This is a genomic window from Streptococcus sp. SC1, assembly GCF_030272855.1.
Classification (GTDB): Bacteria; Bacillota; Bacilli; order Lactobacillales; family Streptococcaceae; genus Streptococcus.
The window spans coordinates 1-21,689 of the sequence record NZ_JAQCMU010000003.1 but is presented as its reverse complement, the minus strand read 5'-3'; the positions used below and the strand labels follow the sequence as shown (position 1 = coordinate 21,689).

Sequence of the window (21,689 nt, the reverse complement as noted above, 5' to 3'; positions counted from 1 at the left end):
ATACAAAAAGAAAACTCCACCAGATGACTCCAGTGAAGTTGTGATTTATTTATATTTTAAAGCACGTTTGAAGGTCTTCCAAGCTCCCAAATCATCCGTCTGCAGGACAAGGCTGGAGTAGATTCGCGCGATGAAAACTGTCATCATCACCGCAAAAGCAGCTGTAATTCCTAGAGAAAGCCAAGCTTCCAAGCTGGTTGCATAACCATTGATAGCTCGGAAAGGCATGAAAAAGGTTGAGATGAAAGGAAGATAAGAACCAACCTTCAAAATCACATTATCTCCTGCTGCCCCCAAAGCTGAAACTCCCATGAAGCCGACTAAAATCAGCATGATAACTGGCGAAAGGACTTTTCCTGTATCTTCTGCTCGTGCCACCATTGAACCAAGAAAGGCTGACAAGACAACATACATAAAGATGCTGACAGCTACAAAAGCTAGGGTATTCAAAGACACAGCTTCTCCGATATACTGCTGAATGGCTGGATTGCTCTTCAAAACTTGAGATACAAGAGGAATGCTGTCCGCAAAGAGAAAGGCTGCCAGTCCACCAAGCACATAAATGCCCAGATGGCTAAGAATCACTGCAAAAATCCCAATCATACGAGCATAGAAATAATCGGTCGCCTTAATACTGGAGAAGATAACTTCCATGATTTTTGTGCCCTTTTCACTGGCCACATCTTGGGCAGTAACGCTGGCATAAGTAATCAGAATCATATAGAGCAATAAGCCCAGTCCCATTGCAGCAAAGGTCTGAACCATCTTCTTGCCTTCTTTATTTTCATCAATTTTTTCTTCAAACTGGACTGTCCGCGCAAGAATCTGACTCTGCTCATCTGATAATTCAGCCTTGGCCAAGTTTAAAGCCTGCTGAACCTGGATAAGGGAATTGGACAGAGCCATTTTCGTTGCAGCGTTCATGCTGGTTTCTGCATAGTAGGTGGCAGAAAGCTGTCCATCTCTTTCCTCAATCGTCAGATAGCCCGCGATTTTCTTATCTTTTACAGCCTGCGTGGCTGCAGCTTCATCTTTGTACTGAAAACTCAGCTGATCTTCATTTCTTAATACTTCTCTGACAGAATCAAGCTGGGTCAGCACTGCTACCTTTTGAGAAGAGGATATGGAGCTTCCCTGCAGATAGCCAATCCCCAAGCTCAGCCCAAGAAAGAGAAAAGGAGACAAGACCATAAAGACAAAACTCCAAGACTTGACATGACGCAGGTAGGTTTCTTTGATTACGATTAACATTTGTTTCATACTTCCACCCCTGATTCTAATTTGAAAATTTCATCAATTGTTGGTGCCTGCTGGTCGAAAGTTGCCACATAGCTTCCCTGCGTCAAGCGATCAAACAATTCAGGACCAGCTGTTTCATCGTCCAGAATCAATTTCCAGATGCCTTGCTTGGTCTGCGTCGCCTTGACAACATGGGGCAGGGCTTCTAATTCAGCCTGAGACAAGTCACTTGAAACGAAAAGACGAGTCTTGCCATATTGGTTGCGGACTGCCTGCACATCCCCATTGAGAACCACTTGCCCGTCACGAATCATTAAGACATCATCACACAGCTCTTCCACATTTGTCATGACATGATCCGAGAAGATAATCGTCGCTCCGCGCTTTTTCTCTTCAATAATGACTTCTTTCAGGATTTCAGTATTGACAGGATCCAGACCGCTGAAAGGCTCATCTAAAATAATCAAGTCTGGCTCATGCAGGAGCGTGATAATCAGCTGAACCTTTTGCTGGTTCCCCTTAGACAAGCTCTTGATTTTGTCGGTTAATTTTCCCTTGACCTGAAGCTTTTCCATCCACTGGGGCAGTTTTTCTTTGACAACAGCTGTCGGCACACCCTTTAGATTTGCCAGATAGCGCACTTGTTCAAAGACCGTCAGCTTGGGCATCAGGCTTCTTTCCTCAGGCAGGTATCCAATCCTGCTATAGGTCTCCTGCTCAATCGCCTGCCCTTCGAAACGAATCTCTCCAGTATAGTCTAGGAAGCGTAAAATACTGTGAAAAATCGTTGTTTTCCCAGCACCGTTTTTCCCAATCAAACCAAGGATATGCCCCGGCTGGGCTTCGAAATCAATACCGAACAAGACTTGCTTTTGCCCAAAACTTTTTTCTAGTTTTTCTACATGAAGCATATGAAACCTCCTATTATGATACTAAGATTATTATACTACTTTGAAAGCAGTTTTTCATCTTTTTGTCCTACTATACAAGAAATTTTATCTCTATTTTTCATAAATAGAAGATGAAACTCGCTCCAAGTAATACCACAAAAAAATGAGACTCGAAAACCTCATTCGTTTAATGTATTTTATTCATCGCTCTTTATTGACCACCCAGTTGAGGAGCTTGGTCAAAAGAGTCCAGAGAACAAAGCTAATGATGATAATATAAAGCCAAGCATTTTTATCATCTGACAAAGGCAGGGGTACATTCATACCGAAGAAGCCAGTGATGACTGCTAGGACTGCCAGAAGAACCGAAATAATAGTCAAGACAGTCAAATTATCATTCAGATTGTTGTTCAGGATGTTATTGTAGGAGCCCGAAAGCTGGCTAAGAACCTGAGCAATCAAATCCGTCATTGAAACCAGCTGACGTGCTTCAATCATGGCATCTTCAAATTGCTCGGTCTCTAGTTCATCAAAGCTACGATAAACAGCATTGCTCTTGATGTGCTCTAAAAGTATACTATTTTGCTTGGATGCCGCTACCAGATAGACCATAGAGGTTTCCAAGTCGGAGAGGGCAAACAAGTGCTTTTTAGTAGTTTTCTGACGCAAAAGTCGGTTAAGCTCATCCTTGCGCTTATCCATCTGCTCAATGACCGGATAGTAGGAATTGGAGATCAACTCTAAACTGGCAAAAAGAAACTTATAGACTGACACGGGCTCATGGTGCTCCGTGTAAGCCTTCATGATATCAACCACATAGGCATTGTCTTGATTGCTGATGGTGATGAGACGATCCTGCTGCACCACGAAAGTCATCGGAATGGTCTCATAGTAGTCCTTCTCTGTCGCTAGATTCAGCACATTATAGATAAAAAGAACCGTCCCATTCTCGCGATTGTAGTCCATGTGAGCTCGCTCGTTTTTATCCAGCGCATACTCGATGGTTTCAAGGTCGATATTATAATCCTGATAAATCTGTCCATTCTTTTTAACATCATCTGAATCAATGTTGATCCAGACAGATTGGTCTTTTAGTTTTCTTTCCAGAAACATAGAACTCCTTTCTGGGATCTAGAATGATTGTCTAATAGCTCATACATAATGCCCACACTTAGCCTCATAGCCAAAGCTCCTATGTCCTGACAATAACCAAGCAAATCGATATCATCTTTTAAATATAGCTTGTAAGGAAGTTAGCTAAATCAAGTCACTAGCTACGACACGAAGATGCGGAAACGGTCTTTTTTCACCGATAAGTTAGTGAGGTAGTTAGGCACTACGCTTACTTTCCTAGTGAAGCGTTTAGGTAAGCCGCCATAGCGGTTACCGTCAAATGACAGCAACTCTCTGTTGCTAGTCATTTGTAACGATTTACATCTTCTCTTCTAACTCTACATCTGGATATTTATCCGCAAACCAGCGGAGGGCAAAGTCATTTTCAAAGAGGAAGACTGGTTGGTCAAAGCGGTCTTTGGCCAAGATATTGCGGCTTGAAGACATGCGCTCGTCTAGGTCTTCCGGCTTGATCCAACGAACCGTCTTTTTACCCATTGGACTCATAACCACTTCTGCATTGTACTCACCTTCCATGCGGTGCTTAAAGACTTCAAACTGGAGTTGGCCGACGGCGCCCAGCATGTACTCGCCTGTTTGGTAGTTCTTATAAAGCTGAATGGCTCCTTCTTGCACCAATTGCTCGATTCCCTTGTGGAAGGATTTTTGCTTCATGACATTCTTAGCAGAAACTTTCATGAAAATTTCAGGTGTAAAGGTTGGCAATGGTTCAAATTCAAACTTGTTTTTTCCAACCGTCAAGGTGTCTCCAACCTGATAAGTACCGGTATCGTAAACTCCGATGATATCTCCTGCAACAGCGTTGGTCACATTCTCACGACTTTCCGCCATAAACTGGGTGACATTAGAAAGCTTGGCAGTCTTCCCAGTACGAGGCAAATTGACACTCATGCCACGCTCAAATTCGCCCGATACGATCCGAACAAAGGCGATACGGTCACGGTGACGAGGGTCCATATTGGCTTGGATTTTAAAGACGAATCCTGAGAAATCCTTGTCATAAGGATCCACAATTTCCCCGTCTGTCTTCTTGTGTCCGTGTGGTTCTGGAGCAAATTTCAAGAAAGTTTCAAGGAAGGTCTGCACACCAAAGTTAGTGAGGGCTGAACCGAAGAAGACCGGGGTTAGCTCACCAGCTAAAATAGCTTCCTCTGAAAACTCGTTTCCTGCTTCCTTCAAGAGCTCAATGTCATCCTTAACTTGTTCATAGAAAGGATTGCTGGCAAAAAGTTTGTCCCCATCTTCCAGACTAGCAAAACGCTCATCCCCTTTATAGAGCTCCAAACGTTGGTTATAGAGGTCATAGAGACCCTCAAAGGCTTTCCCCATCCCGATTGGCCAGTTCATAGGGTAGCTGGCGATACCCAAGACTTCTTCCAATTCTTGCAAGAGGTCTAGTGGCTCACGTCCATCACGGTCTAGCTTGTTCATAAAGGTAAAGACGGGAATCCCACGGTGTTTGACAACCTCAAATAATTTCTTGGTTTGGGCCTCAATGCCCTTGGCAGAGTCCACGACCATGACCGCAGCATCCACTGCCATCAAGGTCCGATAGGTATCTTCAGAGAAGTCCTCGTGTCCTGGTGTGTCAAGGATGTTGACTCGTTTGCCATCGTAGTCAAATTGCATAACAGATGAAGTGACCGAAATTCCACGTTGTTTCTCGATATCCATCCAGTCAGACTTGGCAAAATTCCCTGTTTTCTTACCTTTTACAGTACCAGCCTCACGAATTTCGCCCCCAAAGTAGAGCAGCTGCTCAGTAATGGTTGTTTTCCCCGCGTCTGGGTGGGAAATAATGGCAAAGGTACGTCGTTTCTTAATTTCTTCTTGTAAAGTCATTTTCTTCTCTTTCTTTCATTTTAGGATAATGGCGAATGTCAGTATTTTTATATTTTACATTGGAATATTCTAATCCTTTCAACCTACCTATTATAGCGGATTTAGCGCTTTTTTTCAATTATCTGAAGAACATAAAAATCGCTCTTTTCAGCGATTCTATTCTTTATTTTTGTCAAATTTGTCTTAAAATTGACAATGACACTGCTAAAGAGGAAAACTGCAATGATTAAGATTAAAATCAGATTTAAGAAAACTCCTGCCAACTAAACTTGACAGGAGCTATAAAATGCAATATTAAACAATTTCTAGCTGCTTTTTCCACCGTTTCTTAAATATTTCATCAAAAAGAAGCAAGGTAGCGGACAAAATAATCGACACAGCTAGATATTTTACTAAAAGATTGTGCTGACTGATAAAAGGTGGGCTTTTTAGCAGACCGTAATTTCCACCCGTCACTTGATTGACGCCGACAAGAAAGGCATCGAGCAAAAAAGTATAGAGAACAATCATGTATTTCTTGAGTTGGGTCTTGTCGTAGTGATTCATCAGATAAATCAGGGAATTTACCAAGAGCGCATAGTGACCAATCAGGAAAGAAAAGCTGGTAATGTGTGGGAAATCATAAGGATCAAAGACTGGATAGCCAAGGGCAAAGACTGCTCCGCTGGCTCCTAGGAGAGCGAAATACTGCTTGCTGGGCCATTTATCTGGCAGAAAGACTACCGCAAACATGGCCAAACGACAATGGTATAAAGGCAGACTATTTGCCAGAGGAAGCTGAAAACCCACATACCAACTATAAAGAACTGCCAGTTGGCACAACTGAAGGATTTTCATGCTTTTTATAAAGCTAGGATTCTTATGATATTTTATCGATGCGTAGACAGACAGCAAAAGCAATGCCATCATCAAAGAGTAGGCCAAAGCTGAAACAAAGGGTGGTTCAGTTTGGTTGGTAGTCAAAAAATGATGCATCCAGTTTCCTTTCTACTTTTAAAATCTGTATGTTCAAACTCGCAGTCAGATTGAAAATCTAGGCAGAATTCTCCTAGTTGCTAGAGAAATCATTTCCTCTTCCAATCTTTATTGGATCAATCGCTCTGCCTGTCTTTCCTTCATTTCTTTGAACAAGTAAGAAAATAGAAGCAAGGCCGTCGCTAAGACCACAGACACGATCATATAATTCCCAAGCATACCATGATCTCCTACCAGAGGCGGATCCTTTAAGAAACCGTAGTTGCCCCCGAATGCAATATTTCCAAGCAAGATGAGGAAGTCTAAGCCAAAGGTAATTTCTACGATACGGCGATAGGACAAATTAAGTCTATCATAATGCTTCATCAGGTAGATAATCGAATTGGCTAACAGGGCTAAATGACCGATGAAAAATGAAAATAGCGTGATATGCAGAAATGGATAGGGATCCAAAATCGGATAGACAATGGCGCAAATCGGTCCAAATACTCCCAATAAGGCGAAATATTGCTTATAGGCTACTTTATCTGGCAGTAGCAAGACAGCAAACATAGCGACTCGGCAATGATACAAGGGGAGACTCTCCGACAAAGGCTCCTGAATAACCAAGTACCAGCCATACAAAGAGACTAATTGCACGATTTGGGCAACTCTAAAAAAAGTCTGCACTTTCTTTCGCTCAAAAAAACGACTAGCAACATAGATGACGGACACTAGGCTCATCATGAGCAGAATATAAGCAAAAGGCGTCATCACAGGCGGTTCTGTTTTGTGACTAGTAAAAAAATCTAGTAAATTCATCTTTCAAATTTTCATCCTAATAAATAATTTTTAAGGACACTGGGCTTGCTCTTCCTAGCAAAGTCCTTAATTTCTTTTAAAAAGGTTTTTCAACTTCTTAGAATAATAGCTTCTGGCCATTACAACTCTGGACAGATTGAGCTGGATTATCTGGTCTACTGGATATAAGCATCCAGTCAGCATCAACTTCAATCTAGTCTATATATTGTTCTTGCTGATTCTGATAAATATCCCAGAGAAGCTGCATCTGCTCGTTTGTTATCCTTTTCTCGGATAGAAGAGGCAAATCCTGTTGATCAAAGAAACTCAGCTCAGCGATTTCTAAATTGGGCTGAAAATCTCCCTCTTTCAGCTGACATTCAAACACGAGCTTGACGTACTGCTTACTTTGTGGCTGAAATTTATTGCTATCAAAGACAGCCAGCAAGCGTACTACGCTAGCTTGAAATCCAGTTTCTTCCTGAATTTCTTTTACTATATTTTCTTTGGGAGATAAGCCTACTTCACAGAAACCACCCGGCAGAGCCCATGTCTCCTCTTGCTGTCCTCGTACTAGACAAATCTTGCCCTGCTGAACGATAAAAGCTCGGACATCGACCAAAGGAGTCGCATAAAAATCTGTCGGCCGGAGCAAGTCAGACAGCTCATCCGATTCCAGATGGCTGGTCTCGCTGAGCAACTGATTCAGATTGTCTCTGATAACCGCATAGCGTTCTCGATCAAAGTCACTGGCAGCAAAAGACAAACCTGTATCCGTTATAGCCAGCAGTCGCTGGAGAATCAAAGCTATATCACTTGTCCCCATACTCCAAGACCTCCACTAGTTTATCCAACTTCATCGAATTACTGCCCTTGAGCAAGATTTGGTCGGAGGATTGCAACCAAGTCTTAACGGTCCTGGTCAAATCTTCAAACTGATCCTTGTCAGCATTTTTGACAAAATAATGCACCCGATTTGGTGGATAGATTTCCCGAGCATAGACATAGAGGGCTTCCATATCCTCTCCATAGAGGAAAAGATCGGTTATAATCTCTGGATTGAGACTGGTAATCATGGCTCCGTGCATTAGCTTGGAGTCAGCACCCAGCTCTTTCATATCGGCTAATACTGCAGCCTTGCGACCACTCTGACTGGCTGGAATCGTTGAGAAAGTCTCAAGAATCAGACGCATGGCTGTTGGATTGGCATTGTAGACATCTGACAGGATATCGGCCCCATTAGCCGCCTTCTTCCACTCGGTTCGATTGCGAGTCAATTCCAGCTGGGCAAAAGCCTGACGAATCGCCGACTCACTGACACCTTCCTGCAAGGCTACGTAAGAGGCGATCATAGCGTTAGTCGCATTGTATTTGCCAGTCACAGGTAGGTCAATCGCCTGCTCCAGAAAATTCGCTTCAAAGGTCAAACTATCCTTGCGCTCTTCCAAGCGAGTCAAGTAAATATCTGCATCGGGACCAAAGCGAACTACCTTTTGCTGGTCTGGCAGAAAATCATTGACGATCTTATCAGCCGGAGCCAAGAACAAGCCGCCTTTCTTCATGCCATCTGCAATTTGCATCTTTCCTTTAGCAATTTCCGTACGGCTTCCGAAAAATTCTAAGTGAGCTTCGCCAATCAAGGTTACAATGCTAGTCTTTGGCTTGGCAATTTCAGACAGAAGATGGATATCTCCCAAATGATCCTGTCCCATTTCTAAAACTAGCTTTTCTGTGTCGTCTGGCATGTGGAGCACCGTGTAGGGCAGGCCGATTTCATTATTATAGTTGCCCTGGGTTTTATAGGTTTTGTAGCTAGTAGCCAGTAGCTGAGCCAGCATATCCTTGGTTGTAGTCTTCCCATTGGATCCCGTCACAGCGAGCACATCTACGCCTGTCTTTTCCAGATAGTATTGAGCCAAAGCTTGAAAGGCCGCGAGCACATCATCGACCAAAATATAGGGTCCTTCTGCTACCGGACGCTCAGACAAGGTAGCCGCAGCTCCCTGAGCAAAGGCTGTCGCGATAAAGTCATGTCCGTTACGCGCCCCCTTAAGCGGGATAAAAAGATCCCCCGCCTCAATCAAACGGCTGTCAAATTCAGCATTTCTAAAAGCCACATTTTCAAACTGATTGACATCATTTTTGGCAGCCAAGACTTCTGCTATTTCATATAAATCTAATTTCATATTTTTAACTCATTTTTCCACTTTTTCCCAAAAAAGAAGGGATTGAGACCAGACTAAATAGTAAATATTCAGCCTGTCATCTCAGTCCCTCTATTATATCATATTTATAAAAGATGCGCTTCTCTCTGAGCGAAGGCCTCTTCAGCTAGATTTACCAATTTCTCAATCAACTCGGAATAAGGCAGTCCCATATTTTCCCAGAGCAAGGGATACATAGACCATTGGGTAAAGCCTGGCATGGTATTAAGCTCATTGAGGAAAATGTCACCCTCTTCAGTGTAGAAGAAATCACAGCGAGCCAATCCCTGTCCGCCCAAGGCACGAAAGGCTGTCTCAGCATTCGTACGCATGACTGAAATAACCTCGTCTGAGATTTTCGCAGGAATATCCATGGTGATCTTATTGTCAATATACTTGGCTTCATAATCGTAGAAAGCCACATCCTTGACCACTTCGCCCGGCAAGGTACTCTTAACGTCATAATTTCCTAAGAGACCAACCTCAATCTCACGCGCATTGACTCCCTGCTCAACCAAGACACGGCTGTCGTACTTGAAGGCCAAATCCAATGCCGCTCGCAGCTCCTCTTGATTCTCAGACTTAGAAATACCGACACTAGAGCCCATATTAGATGGTTTGGTAAAAATCGGATACGTCAATTTTTCTTCGATTTCGGCAATTTTTTCTTCCAGATTTTCACCCTCAATCACCGCTACATAAGGAACCTGTGGGATTCCAGCAGATTCCAGAATACGTTTGGTGGTGATTTTGTCCATGGCAACACTGGAAGACAAGATATTGCAGCCCACATAAGGAAGGCGCAGCACTTCAAGGAAGCCTTGGATAGAGCCATCCTCGCCCATAGGTCCATGAAGAACAGGAAAGACAACTGCATTTTCCTCATAAATATCACTCGGTTTGACTTGCTGTGAAAGATCAACCGTTTCATTGGTCATGAGCTTTTCAGCTGCAGCTGGTTTTTCTGTAAATACCTGCGTCTTTATAAAATCGCCAGCTTTTGTGATGAAATAAGTCTTGACAGAAAATTTGTCATAGTTGATAGCTCGCATGACACTCTCAGCCGACAAGACTGAAACTTCTCGCTCAGCGCTGCGGCCACCGTATAGTAAAATCAAGGTTTGTTTGACCATTATCTTATCCTAACATTTCTAGCTATAAGTTCATTTTGGGTTGCCCCATCTTCTTTTTAGACTGTTTCAGTATATCATATTTCCCCGCATTTTTGAATAGAAAAAAGACTTCCAAAGCTGTTTTTCAGCAGGAAATCTTTCTTTCATCTTACAATTCTGTCCGATTTTCAATGGCTCGGAGCAGGGTCACTTCATCTGCGTATTCGATATCAGCGCCGACAGCCAATCCGCGGGCCAGACGAGTCACCTTGATGCCTGCAGGCTTGAGCACTCGAGAAATATACATAGAAGTCGCTTCTCCGTCAGCCGTTGCATTGGTAGCCACAATCACTTCCATCACTTGGCTGTCCATCAAGCGAGTCAAGAGACTCTTAAGGTTGATGTCATCTGGTCCTACACCGTTCATGGGGGAGATAAGGCCGTGAAGAACATGATAAAGGCCGTGGTATTCTTGGATATTTTCCATAGCAGACACATCGCGACTATCCTCAACGATCAGAATCACAGTCTGATCGCGCGTTTGATCCGTACAGATAGCACAAGGATCATCGTCCGTCAGATTGCCACAGATAGAGCAGTAAGTCAGCTCACGCTTGGCAGCTAGTAGATTTTTGGCGAATTCATTGACATCATCGTCACTCATCCCGATGGTATAAAAGGCCAAACGAGTAGCTGTCTTGATGCCGATACCTGGCAGCTTGGAAAAGCTATCAATCAATTTGGCGATAGGAGTTGGATAAAGCATTATAGTAATCGTTGAGCAGTAAAATCTTGATCCGATTCTACTGCTTTTCCTTTCTAATTCATAGGATGCTGTTGATTATAAAGGTTGATAATATCACGGGTGATACTGTGGCTAACCGTTGAGGAAAGATCGGTATTGTGCGGAAAGACCACGGCCACAGCTATTTTAGGATTATCGCTTGGTGCATAGGATACGACATTGGTGTTGATAGCAGATGTACCACCGTTGACAAAGGTTTCGGCAGTCCCTGTTTTGGCACTGATCGAAACCATAGCGCCCTGGGCAATCGTCCGTCCAGTTGTAAAGCCACTCCATCCATTGACCACCTGATAGAAACCTTGTTTTATCAGAGCCATATTTTCCTCGGAAATATTGACCTGATTTAGTTCTTTTGTTTCCTTCTTCTCAATCAAGTCTCCCAGTCCACCTTGGTCATTGTTGGCGTAAATGCCTTCAACCAGATGCGGAGCTACCCGTTTACCGTTATTGGCTACTGTCGACGCATATTGAGCCAACTGAAGTGGAGTGTAGTTATCAAACTGCCCAAAAGCATCCGTAATATAATTGCTGACTGTGAAGTTTTTGGGAATGTAGCCTGTTGATTCTGTCGGTAAATCAATCCCTGTTTCAGTCCCCAGACCATATTCTGCAAAAGTCGAACGGAGTTTTTTCATTGAAGCATCGACATTATGGGTTCCTAAGGCCATATTTGGGCTATACGGAGTCCCCAGCATATTTAGGGCTACCTGAACCATATAGGTATTAGACGAATATTCCAGAGCCTCCACCGCTGTAATAGAACGTGAGCCATAGGCCGTAAACCAAGAATTGATAGGAGCAGAACCCGCGAAAAGAATCGGCTGATCGACCAAGGATTGATTTCCTGAAATGGCTCCGTACTGCCAACCAGCTGTTAAGGTAGCCGCTTTAACGACAGAACCTGGAACAAAGACATTTGTAATGGTACCCAGCGCATCCGCTGAGATATCGCCTGTTTCCAGATCGTGCTTGACACCAGCCAGGGCCAAGATTGACCCTGTATTGGGATCCATAGCCACGGCATAGACACCTTCTGAATAGGTGGCATTACCTTTGGCTAGCTCCATATTAAAGGCATTTCTGAGAACATCCTCAACTCCCTGCTGGAAGGTCAGATCTACGGTTAGCTTCAGGTTGTTCCCTTTGCTTCCCTCGGAAATGGTCTCAACGCTCTCCATGTTGCCATTTTTGTCCAGCCGAATTTCTTTTTCTGCTCGTTTTCCTTGTAAAACAGACTCATACTCTTTTTCCAGATAAGAAATTCCCACTCGGTCATTCAGAGAATACCCCTTCTTGACATAGTCATCCGCTTCCTCAGCTGGCAGACCTGTTTTTTCGGTTGAAATTTGACCAACAATCGAAGCCAGCGATGTTTCCAAAACCTTCCGGTTCCAGCTGGTTGAAATACTAATACCCGGAAGCTCTTTGCCGATGGACGCAATCGTAGCGACCTGCTCCGTCGTCAAATCATCCGTCTGAATCGTCCCTGTTGAAAAGTTTGGAACGGCATTCATCTGGCTAAATAGAGCGATAATCCTCTTTTCCTCATCTGTATAGCCTAGCTGGCTTGGATCAATACTCTCCGCCGCTGCCTTATAGATCTTGGCTTCAGGCAAACGATTGCCATCCGTATCAAATTTTTCTTCCTTGGGTAATTTTTCAACCACTTCTCGGTAAACTTTATTATCCGCCAGATAATAATCAACCTCTTGGCGCTCGGTCACCTTTAGGTCAGACACTGACACATACTGCAGTAACTTTTGTGCTGTTTCACGGATTTCTTCTGCTGTCAGTTTATTATCTCGCGTAAAGGTCACCACTTGCTTGGTTGTGTTCTCCACCAGGGGCTTGCCTGAAGCGTCATAGATCTGCCCACGAACCGAACTCGATTTAATCTTCGTTTTACTTGCTTTAGCTAATTTATCGGTATAAAATTCTTGATTGACGACCTGCATGTAGCCCAGACGAGCGATCAGCACCAAAAATAAGACTCCGACTATCCCAAATAGAAGGTAGAGTCGGCCTGTGATAGAATGGCTATCAAATTTTCTCTTAGACATTTCTTCTCTCATTCTCGTAAAAATCTATCTTTTATTTTACCACATTTCCCCAGCAATGAAGCATGGAAATCTCACAGGAAGGAAAAAGAATTTTTCTCCAATAATGAGAAAAAGCCCTGCTAGGCAGAGCTTTATCACCAATTATTTTCCAAGGTAGTATTCAGCAACTACGTTCAATTTTTCGTCGAATTCGAATACCAATGGTGGGAAGTTAGGGATTTCCACGTCCATGATTTCGTCGTCTGACAAGCGTTTGATGTGTTTTACAAGGGCACGGATTGAGTTACCGTGAGCTCCTACGAATACATTTTTACCATCTTTAAGTGCTGGAGCGATTTTATCTTCCCAGAATGGAAGGGCACGTTCCAAAGTTACTTTCAAGTTTTCAGCATCTGGGATAACTGAGTCGTCAAGTGAAGCGTAACGACGGTCAGTGTGAGCTGAATGTTCATCATCACGATCCATGTTTGGAGGCAATACATCGTATGAACGACGCCAGATGTGAACTTGCTCATCACCAAATTGTTCAGCTGCTTCAGCCTTGTTTTTACCAGTCAAACCACCGTAGTGACGTTCGTTCAAGCGCCATGATTTTTCAACTGGAACCCAGAGTTGGTCAGCTGCTTCAAGCGCCAAGTTTGTTGTTTTAATCGCACGTTTCAAAACTGAAGTGTAAGCTTGGTCAAATTCGATACCTGCTTCTTTGATCAATTTACCAGCGTCAATCGCTTGTTGTGTTCCTTTTTCAGACAAATCAACATCAGCCCAACCAGTGAAGAGGTTAGCTTTGTTCCATTCAGACTCACCATGGCGAGCAAAAACCAATTTTACCATTAGATGGATTCTCCTTTTATTTTCCGGGGTTTGCCCCGTTTATCTATTCTATTTTACAAAATTTTCTCTCAAAAATCTAGTCTCAGTGAAATATTTGTGAAATTATCCACTTGCTCAGCCTTTGCTCAACGTTTTGAGAAAATCAATTCTCACTCAAGACTTCTAGCTAGCCACTTGTCCTTGCTGGGCGCACTCGGGACAAATGCCATAAACGACCATCTGACTCTTAGTGATCTGATAGCCAGTCTGCTCTGCTGCTTCCTGCTGAACGTCTGGCAAATCCAAGTCCATATCCGCAATCCGACCACATTTTTCACAAATGACATTGAGGTGCTGATGCCCCATAAAATCATAATAGGTCGTCGTGTCATTACGAACCTTGAGCTCTGAGACAAAGCCTTCATCAATCAATACTTTTAAATTATTATAAACAGTCGCCAAGCTCATATTGGGAAATTCAGGCAAGAGGGCTTGGTAAATCATCTCTGCACTAGGATGGTCATGACTGCTGATGATAAAAGCAATCACAGCCTTTCTCGTCTCTGTGATTCGAACACCTTTCAGCCTCAGATGTTCAATTACTTCCTGGTAATTCTTTTCATACTCTTCATTCATCTTCTCTATACTCCATCTACATTCATTTCTAGCTTATTTCCATTATATCATGACAAACATAGATTTTCTATTAAGAATGATTGTAAATAAGGAAAATTATTAACCCACCTAATAGACCTATTCATTTTAATTAAGTAGATTTTTGCCTCAAAGCACGATATGATAGAGATGTCAACAAATATGTAAGCGCTTAAATTATTTGACATGTCAGCTTTATAGTAACAAATTCTGTAGCCATGCTTCTGCTATTTTACCTGCCTTGCAGGAAACATGCAGGACAAGTATTTGGGTACAGCTGATTTTCTATCACTTTTTAGAAAAAAATTATATAAATGAGGATATCATTATGAAAAAAACACCAAATCGCTGGTTAATTTTAGCAGCAGCTATATTAACCAACCTTTCTTTAGGTGCTGGATACGCCTGGTCTGTTTTTCAAAAAGCGTTGCTGGAAGCCAATGCTAGCCAAGGATGGGTACAAGCTCAAACCTCTCTAGCCTTCAGTATCTCTTTTGCAATGGTGCCAATCGGCATGATTATTTTCGGACCTAAAGTCGATTCATTAGGCCCTAAGAAATTTGTCTTTCTAGGAGGAATTCTCTTTGGTGCGGGTATGTTTGCTACAGGATTTGCAACTTCTCTTCCTGTACTCTACTTGACCTACGGGGTTATCCTTGGTCTCGGTATCGGATCAGCCTATGGCGCTTCAACTTCTGTCGCTACCAAATGGTTCCCTGATAAAAAAGGTCTCGCGGGTGGTTTAACCGCAGCGGGCTTTGGACTTGGACCACTAATCATCGGACCACTTGCCAAAACTCTCATCGCTTCAATGGGCGTTTATTCTACATTTAAAGTTCTGGGAATTGCCCTACTTGTCGTTATCTGCTGCTCTTCTCTTGTCATGGAAAAAGCTCCAGTAGCTGCTCCAGCAGCAGGAAGTTCTGCACCGACAGGAAAAACTCACAAAGAAATGCTACGCGAAGGCAACTTCTGGTTGCTGTGGCTCATCTACATTTTAGGTGCTACTGGTGGTATGATGATTATCGGCTCAGCAGCGTCTATCTCCGACCAATATAAACTAGTTGGAGAAGCAACTCTATTCGTTATGCTGGTTTCTATTGCCAATACTTTTGGACGAATCTTCTGGGGAGCTGTATCGGACAAAATCGGCCGCTACCCTACTGTAATCGCCATGTTTGGCGCTGTCGCTGGTGGCTTAGCACTGACCGCTCTCTTTAAAGGAGAAGGAAGCATCCTTGCAATCTTAGGCGTCATGCTTGTTGCCCTGTCCTTCGGTGGCTTCCTTGGATCTTTCCCAGGTATCACAGCCGAAAATTGGGGCGTGGCCAATGTCGGCACAAACTACGGCTGGATGTTCACGGCCTATGGTGTTGCAGCTATTGCCGGACCACAGTTAGGAGCTCGACTTGCTCAAGCAAACAAGGGAGACTATTCAATGGCCTTCTACATCGTTATTGGCATGGCACTCCTTGGTATCGTCCTACAATTATTCTATATTTCTAAATCAAAGAAAGCTTAAAACTATTACTAACTCTGGGGTAACCCAGAGTTTTTCTTTGACAAAGAATCTGTTAGCCAGCAAAAATTGAAAAGAACTCTCCGAACTAGCATAAAAGCCGAGACAAACTCGGCTTTTCTTTTTAACGGAACGATTCTAGATCAACGGTCAGAACTTTGCCATCTCGGACGACCTGCTGCCCTGCAATGTAGACATCCTGAACATCGCTGCCTTTGACTGCATATACTAGGTGCGACAGCATATTTTCCAAAGGATAAAGGTGAAGTCGTCCCTTAGGCTGAATGGCAATGAAATCGGCTTGCTTGCCCGTTTCCAGACTGCCGATTTTCTTCTCCAAGCCCAGAGCTTTAGCTCCTTCAATGGTCAAAGCCTTCAAGGCCTGCTCAATTGTAAACTGGGTCGCATCACCTGCCCGCATTTTCTGGAGGAGGGCAGCCGTCCGACCTTCTTCAAACATATCCAGATTATTATTGGAAGCAACAGAGTCTGTCGCGAGGCCAACGGTCACCCCAGCGGCTAATAAGTCTGTCACTGGAGCTATACCAGAAGCCAGCTTGAGGTTACTGATAGGATTGTGGGCGATGCTGACTCGAGAAGCCGCTAAATCCGCAATCTCTGATGGATTGAGCTCAACTCCGTGAGCAAAAATGGCTGATTGCTCCAAGTAGCCTAGTTCTTTCAAGAAAACCAAAGGCCGTTTACCATAGCGCTCCAGGATAATTTTATTTTCTTCCTGTGTCTCCGCCACATGGATATGAAGCTTCAAATCCAGCTCACGCGCTAGCTCAAGACTGCCCTTGAGCAGAGCTTCGTCACAGGCATAAGGCGAATGAGGCGCCACCATGACCTGAAAATCTTCATCGTCATAGGAGCGAATTTTCTCAATAATGGCCCGAGTACGTGCCAGAGTCTCTGCTGCCGTTTCAGCTGCTGAGCTAAAGAGGGTTGGCGAAAAATAACAGCGCATACCGGACTGCCGCACAGTCTTATAGATCCGGTCAATCTCCACTCCCTGAGGATTATACATATCGTTAAAAGTCGTTGTTCCCGACTGGAGCATTTCAGCTAGAGCCAGCTGGACAGCTTTAGTTGTTAGATCCGATGTGAACTGGCTTTCTGCCGGCCAGATATAATCCTCCAGCCATTCGTGCAGATTGCTATCATCACGAATCCCGCGCAACAAGGTCATAGCAGAGTGAGTATGGCAGTTGACCAGCCCTGGCATGATCCAAGCACCCTCATAATCCACTAGCTCGCTGCACTGTTCTAGCCAGGCCTCGTCATAGGGGCCACAGTAGGCAATGCGATCATCTTCCACAACCAGCAACCCTTCCCGATATACATGAAATGCGCTGTCACAGGTCATCAGATTGACATTTGTATAAGCTTTCATCCTTGCTCCTTCTCATTTCGTTTTAGCTATTATAGCAAGCCTAGTAAACTAGCGCAAGAATTTTCTAAGATTATTTAAAATAAAGATAATCAGGATTAGGAGTCATATAATACAACTCTCCTTTAGAGAAAATCAGATTAATTTTATGTTGCTTATAGCTATATAAAATATAATCACTCTCCAACTGATAGTCTTGGTTCAAGCTAGCTGCCTGGGCAATATCCGCTGCTGTTACATAGAAAGCTTTTGCCTGCTCTTCCGTCACATGCTGACCTCGATAGAGTTCTTTTATATTTTCTAACTCCTGAGCTTTAAAAGTGTTCTTAATGTAATTCGGATCCTTTATGACGGCCTCTGGCTCGCCAAGCACCTTTTTGACTTGCTCCTCTGTATAGCCTTTGAAATCAGGCGTTTGAGCACTAAATCCTCCTTCAAAAGAACGATAATACACCTTGGCATTACCTGTTGCATAGATCTTGTCTTTATTGGCAGACTGTGCATCTTGAGGCAAGCCATCCGTTACTTCATCTGGCGAACTTGTAGCCTTGCTCTCAGAAGCTGGAGCACTGGATGATGAGGTCTGGCTGCTCTTTGATCTTTCTTGCTGACTGGAGCTTGTAGCCTTCGTCGATTCTGATTTCTTTGGTATTTTCACCTTTTGGACAGAAGAGGCTTCAGACCTAGGAACCCTTTTCCTTGGATAATAGCAAGCTGTCAAAGCCATAACAGCCACAAGCATGGTTAAAAAGGTTATTATTCTTTTAAAATACATAGTTACCCCCATTTCTTAGCTACATTATATCATATTTTAAGTTGAGCAGGAGGAGCATCCTAATTTTTACTGTCTTCTCTAACAAACAAATACTGTGTCTTCTAGAAGCTTAGGAAAAATGATTGATGTTATGCCAAAACATAAGAAAAAACCTATTGCACAAGCTAGGAAGCTGATGCAGTAGGCTTTTGGTTTTTGTCTTATTTAACAGCGTCTTTAAGAGCTTTACCTGCTTTGAAAGCTGGAACTTTAGAAGCTGCGATTGTGATTTCTTTACCAGTTTGTGGGTTGCGACCTTTACGTGCTGCACGCTCACGAACTTCAAAGTTACCAAAACCGATCAATTGAACTTTTTCACCTTTTGAAAGGTATTCTGTAACTGCTGCAAATACAGCGTCAACTGCTGCTGCTGAATCTTTTTTAGTCAATTCTGTAGCTTCTGCCACTTTTGCGATCAAATCTTGTTTGTTAGCCATTTAACAAATCCTCCAATTTTTTTCTGGGTTAATAACCCTAACAGATATTATCATATCTAAAAAAAGCGTCTAGGTCAAGTCTTAAGCAGACATTTTACAAATAATTTACTCTATTTATAGCGAACTAGAACGGCCCATGCATTTTCTCCAGTGTGAGTTTGGATGATGGAACCTGTTTCTAAGACAGAGATTGGTTTTTCAACAAACTCCTGCAGCTCTACCTTCATTTGATTGGCAAATTCTGGTCCACCCGCATAGGAAATTCCGATTTCTTCAATTTCTTTCTCTTTCAGAGACTCTTTCAAGTCATCCAGCCATTTCTTAAAGGTTTTAGCGCCCCGTCCTTTGACAATAGGAGTCAAGGTATGATTTGTCATCTGCATGACGACACGAATATTTAAAAGCGAGCTAATCAGACCAGTCACACGGCCGATACGACCACCTTTGACCAAATTTTCTAAGGTTGATACGCCGATATATAGCTCCGTCTTGGCTTTGACTTCCTCAAGTTTTTGTAAAATCTCCTCCAAAGTCGCTCCAGCTTTTGCCATCTTAGCAGCCTCAACGACTTGGAATTTCATCGCTTGATCCGTGAAAGAACTATCGACAACCGTTACATCAGCCTTGGCCAAGGTAGCTCCCTGACGAGCTGCCTCTACGGTGCCAGATAAAGCATGAGACATGTGAATCGAGATGATTTGGACATTTTCCGCTGACAAATCTTCAAAAACCTCAGCAAATACTCCAACTGGTGGCTGGCTAGTCTTGGGCAGATTTTTACTAGACTTCATCAACTGAAGGAATTCTCCCTCCTTCAAATTGGAATCCGAGTAGACTACACCGTCAATCATGACTGTCAAAGGAACTATCGTAATATTCAAATCTTTTGCTAGTTCAGGCTCAATCGTAATCGAAGAGTCTGTCACAATTTTAATTTTTGTCATATTTTCCCTACTTTTATCCTATTATTGACTCTATTATACCAAAAAATCCTAATTTTTGTGAATCAATCTTAGCTTAATCCATAAATCCCGAAAAAACAAGAGCCTTCTAAGTAAAATACTACTTAGAAGACTCTTAACTAGTTGATTGAGGCACTAGCCAAAGCTTGCATCAAGAAGATGCCCTTTTAAGCCTCATCATCTTTGCGCTTGCGACCAAGAATCATGAATCCTAGACCCGCAAGAAGAGCACTGGTCGTTGCTCCCACGATTGAAACTGGAGCAGTGCTACCTGTATTTGGTAAGGTCGCTTGTTTAGTCTTATCTCCTGCTGGAGTTGGAACAGCTGGCTTAGCATTTAGAACAGGTTTGCTTTCAGGCTTCTTCGCTAACTGATCCGTTTGAATTTTAGCTGCTGAATCAGTCTCTTGAACCGGCTTCACTTCTGGAGTCACTGGTGGAACAGGACTTGGCTGTGGTTCTGGTTTCGGAACCGGTTGCGGTTGTGGCGCTGGTTCTGGTTTCGGCTGCGGTGCAGGTTCCGGTTGTGGTTGTGGTTGTGGTTGTGGACTAGGAACTTGCTTGGCTTCAAAGGCCCATTTACCTATGAAAGTCAAACTTGTTCCCTCTTCCACTTTTTCATAGCCCAGGAATTTCCAAGTGCCATTTGCAGCAGCCACTTCTAGTAGCATTGGTGCTTCTGGAACAAAAGCAATCGCTGCAGAAGAACTTGTAGTATATGTCCCACTTTGTGGAAGCAAGCTCAATACTTCTGCTGGCAAGTTGTTGTCTGCGGTTGCACTTTCGAAGCGGTAAGTCACTTTATAGGTTTCAGTTACCGGTGCAGGCAAAACATTAACTGGTACAGGAACTTCAGTAGAAGAACCATCTGGATAATCAACACGCACTGTACCGCTATAAGTACCTGGTTTTGTGGTATCTATTTGACCCACAGGTGTGATATCAACTACCTTAGTGCCAGCTGGAAGGCTTGACAAGTTCGTCACATTATCGATCAAGTTTGGTTTGTCTCCAACCTTGATGATTTCTTCCGTTACCTGAGGCGTATAAATTTCAGCATTTTTCGGATTTGCCTTGAATTCCCATTTTCCTACAAACTCTACATTTGCCTTGTTCACGACTGCATTGGCTGCGTCATAGCCCTTGAAGGTCCAGGTGCCATCATTCACTGTATCTGTGTAAGTGCTTTCCGCTGGTTGCTTAGCTGAAACAGAATTACCATTCACATACGAATCACTGTCGCTTGGAGTCAAGGCTGCGATGGCTGCTGGAAGAGCTTTGCCAGCAGTCGCACTTTCGAAACGGTAACCTGCTTGGTACTTGTTGGCTTCAAAGGCCCATTTTCCTACAAACTCAACATCGGACTTGTTCACGACTGCATTGGCTGCATCGTAACCCTTGAAGGTCCAGGTACCGTCATTGACAGTATCTGTGTAAGTGGTTTGAGCTGGTTGTTGAGCTGAAACAGAAGCACCATTCACATAAGTTGCACTGTCGCTTGGAGTCAAGGCTGCGATGGCTGCTGGAAGAGCTTGACCTGCTGTCTCGCTCTCGAAGCGATAAGTAGCTTGGTACTTGTTAGCTTCAAAGGTCCATTTCCCTACAAACTCTACATTTGCCTTGTTCACGACTGCATTAGCTGCGTCATAGCCCTTGAAGGTCCAAGTGCCGTCATTCACAGTATCTGTGTAAGTGGTTTGTGATGGCTGTTGAGCTGAAACAGAAGCACCATTCACATATGTTGCACTGTCGCTTGGGGTCAATGCGGCGATGGCTGCTGGAAGTTGCTTACCTGATGTTGCGCTCTCGAAGCGGTAACTTGCTTGGTACTTGTTAGCTTCAAAGGCCCATTTCCCTACAAACTCTACATTTGACTTGTTGACAACGGCGTTAGATGCGTCATAGCCCTTGAAGGTCCATGTGCCGTCGTTCACAGTATCTGTGTAAGTGGTTTGTGATGGCTGTTGAGCTGAAACAGAAGCACCATTCACATATGTTGCACTGTCGCTTGGGGTCAATGCGGCGATGGCTGCTGGAAGTTGCTTACCTGATGTTG

The 21,689-nt window shown here is 43.5% G+C and carries 19 protein-coding genes; 1 reads left to right on the top strand and 18 read right to left on the bottom strand.

Going from position 1 to position 21,689, the window contains the following annotated elements:
• Nucleotides 1-45 precede the first annotated feature (45 nt).
• From PAN94_RS05385 to PAN94_RS05325, 13 genes are all read right to left on the bottom strand, one after another.
• Nucleotides 46-1,260: an ABC transporter permease gene (locus PAN94_RS05385; protein WP_285875034.1), complete on the bottom strand. Its 1,215-nt coding sequence runs from the start codon at nucleotides 1,258-1,260 to the stop codon at nucleotides 46-48.
• The gene (locus tag PAN94_RS05380) at nucleotides 1,257-2,150 is read right to left on the bottom strand and encodes an ABC transporter ATP-binding protein (protein WP_285875033.1); all 894 of its coding nucleotides are present in this window, start codon (nucleotides 2,148-2,150) and stop codon (nucleotides 1,257-1,259) included. The genes PAN94_RS05385 and PAN94_RS05380 overlap by 4 nt, the downstream gene beginning before the upstream one ends.
• A gap of 180 nt (nucleotides 2,151-2,330) precedes the next feature.
• Entirely contained in the window at nucleotides 2,331-3,242 is a 912-nt protein-coding gene (locus PAN94_RS05375; RefSeq protein ID WP_125381334.1) for a magnesium transporter CorA family protein, read from the bottom strand.
• Nucleotides 3,243-3,560: 318 nt separating this feature from the next.
• Nucleotides 3,561-5,105, bottom strand: a complete 1,545-nt coding sequence (locus tag PAN94_RS05370; protein ID WP_125381331.1) for a peptide chain release factor 3 — start codon at nucleotides 5,103-5,105, stop codon at nucleotides 3,561-3,563.
• A 294-nt stretch (nucleotides 5,106-5,399) separates the two neighbouring features.
• The gene (locus PAN94_RS05365; protein ID WP_285875032.1) at nucleotides 5,400-6,080 is read right to left on the bottom strand and encodes a YwaF family protein; all 681 of its coding nucleotides are present in this window, start codon (nucleotides 6,078-6,080) and stop codon (nucleotides 5,400-5,402) included.
• Between the two features lie 108 nt (nucleotides 6,081-6,188).
• The gene (locus tag PAN94_RS05360; RefSeq protein ID WP_285875031.1) at nucleotides 6,189-6,881 is read right to left on the bottom strand and encodes a YwaF family protein; all 693 of its coding nucleotides are present in this window, start codon (nucleotides 6,879-6,881) and stop codon (nucleotides 6,189-6,191) included.
• A gap of 193 nt (nucleotides 6,882-7,074) precedes the next feature.
• Nucleotides 7,075-7,686, bottom strand: a complete 612-nt coding sequence (locus tag PAN94_RS05355; protein WP_285875029.1) for an NUDIX hydrolase N-terminal domain-containing protein — start codon at nucleotides 7,684-7,686, stop codon at nucleotides 7,075-7,077.
• Entirely contained in the window at nucleotides 7,673-9,046 is a 1,374-nt protein-coding gene (locus PAN94_RS05350; protein WP_285875028.1) for a UDP-N-acetylmuramoyl-tripeptide--D-alanyl-D-alanine ligase, read from the bottom strand. The genes PAN94_RS05355 and PAN94_RS05350 overlap by 14 nt, the downstream gene beginning before the upstream one ends.
• 104 nt (nucleotides 9,047-9,150) lie before the next feature.
• Nucleotides 9,151-10,197, bottom strand: a complete 1,047-nt coding sequence (locus PAN94_RS05345; protein WP_285875027.1) for a D-alanine--D-alanine ligase — start codon at nucleotides 10,195-10,197, stop codon at nucleotides 9,151-9,153.
• 148 nt (nucleotides 10,198-10,345) lie between these two features.
• The gene (gene recR, locus PAN94_RS05340) at nucleotides 10,346-10,942 is read right to left on the bottom strand and encodes a recombination mediator RecR (protein ID WP_005589561.1); all 597 of its coding nucleotides are present in this window, start codon (nucleotides 10,940-10,942) and stop codon (nucleotides 10,346-10,348) included.
• A 53-nt stretch (nucleotides 10,943-10,995) separates the two neighbouring features.
• Nucleotides 10,996-13,053: a penicillin-binding protein PBP2B gene (gene pbp2b / locus PAN94_RS05335; protein ID WP_285875026.1), complete on the bottom strand. Its 2,058-nt coding sequence runs from the start codon at nucleotides 13,051-13,053 to the stop codon at nucleotides 10,996-10,998.
• A 129-nt stretch (nucleotides 13,054-13,182) separates the two neighbouring features.
• Nucleotides 13,183-13,875, bottom strand: a complete 693-nt coding sequence (locus PAN94_RS05330) for a phosphoglycerate mutase (protein ID WP_045498451.1) — start codon at nucleotides 13,873-13,875, stop codon at nucleotides 13,183-13,185.
• A gap of 162 nt (nucleotides 13,876-14,037) precedes the next feature.
• Entirely contained in the window at nucleotides 14,038-14,490 is a 453-nt protein-coding gene (locus PAN94_RS05325) for a peroxide-responsive transcriptional repressor PerR (protein ID WP_285875025.1), read from the bottom strand.
• Nucleotides 14,491-14,836: 346 nt separating this feature from the next.
• On the opposite strand from PAN94_RS05325, the gene PAN94_RS05320 reads away from it, so the two are divergent.
• A complete protein-coding gene (locus tag PAN94_RS05320; RefSeq protein WP_285875024.1) occupies nucleotides 14,837-16,030 on the top strand; it encodes an L-lactate MFS transporter in 1,194 nt (397 codons plus the stop codon).
• 121 nt (nucleotides 16,031-16,151) lie between these two features.
• On the opposite strand, the gene PAN94_RS05315 is transcribed toward PAN94_RS05320, so the two are convergent.
• The 5 genes from PAN94_RS05315 to PAN94_RS05295 all read right to left on the bottom strand — a co-directional run.
• Nucleotides 16,152-17,423 carry a TRZ/ATZ family protein gene (locus tag PAN94_RS05315; RefSeq protein WP_285875023.1) on the bottom strand — a complete coding sequence of 424 codons (1,272 nt, stop codon included), beginning with the start codon at nucleotides 17,421-17,423 and terminating at the stop codon, nucleotides 16,152-16,154.
• A 70-nt stretch (nucleotides 17,424-17,493) separates the two neighbouring features.
• On the bottom strand, nucleotides 17,494-18,195 hold the full coding sequence (locus PAN94_RS05310; RefSeq protein ID WP_285875021.1) for a DUF4947 domain-containing protein: 702 nt from the start codon (nucleotides 18,193-18,195) through the stop codon (nucleotides 17,494-17,496).
• A gap of 200 nt (nucleotides 18,196-18,395) precedes the next feature.
• The gene (hbs, locus tag PAN94_RS05305; protein WP_005589527.1) at nucleotides 18,396-18,671 is read right to left on the bottom strand and encodes a non-specific DNA-binding protein Hbs; all 276 of its coding nucleotides are present in this window, start codon (nucleotides 18,669-18,671) and stop codon (nucleotides 18,396-18,398) included.
• A 110-nt stretch (nucleotides 18,672-18,781) separates the two neighbouring features.
• The gene (locus PAN94_RS05300; protein WP_285875018.1) at nucleotides 18,782-19,615 is read right to left on the bottom strand and encodes a DegV family protein; all 834 of its coding nucleotides are present in this window, start codon (nucleotides 19,613-19,615) and stop codon (nucleotides 18,782-18,784) included.
• A gap of 185 nt (nucleotides 19,616-19,800) precedes the next feature.
• A partial coding sequence (locus PAN94_RS05295) for an SHIRT domain-containing protein (protein ID WP_285875016.1) occupies nucleotides 19,801-21,689 on the bottom strand: 1,889 nt, incomplete at its 5' end.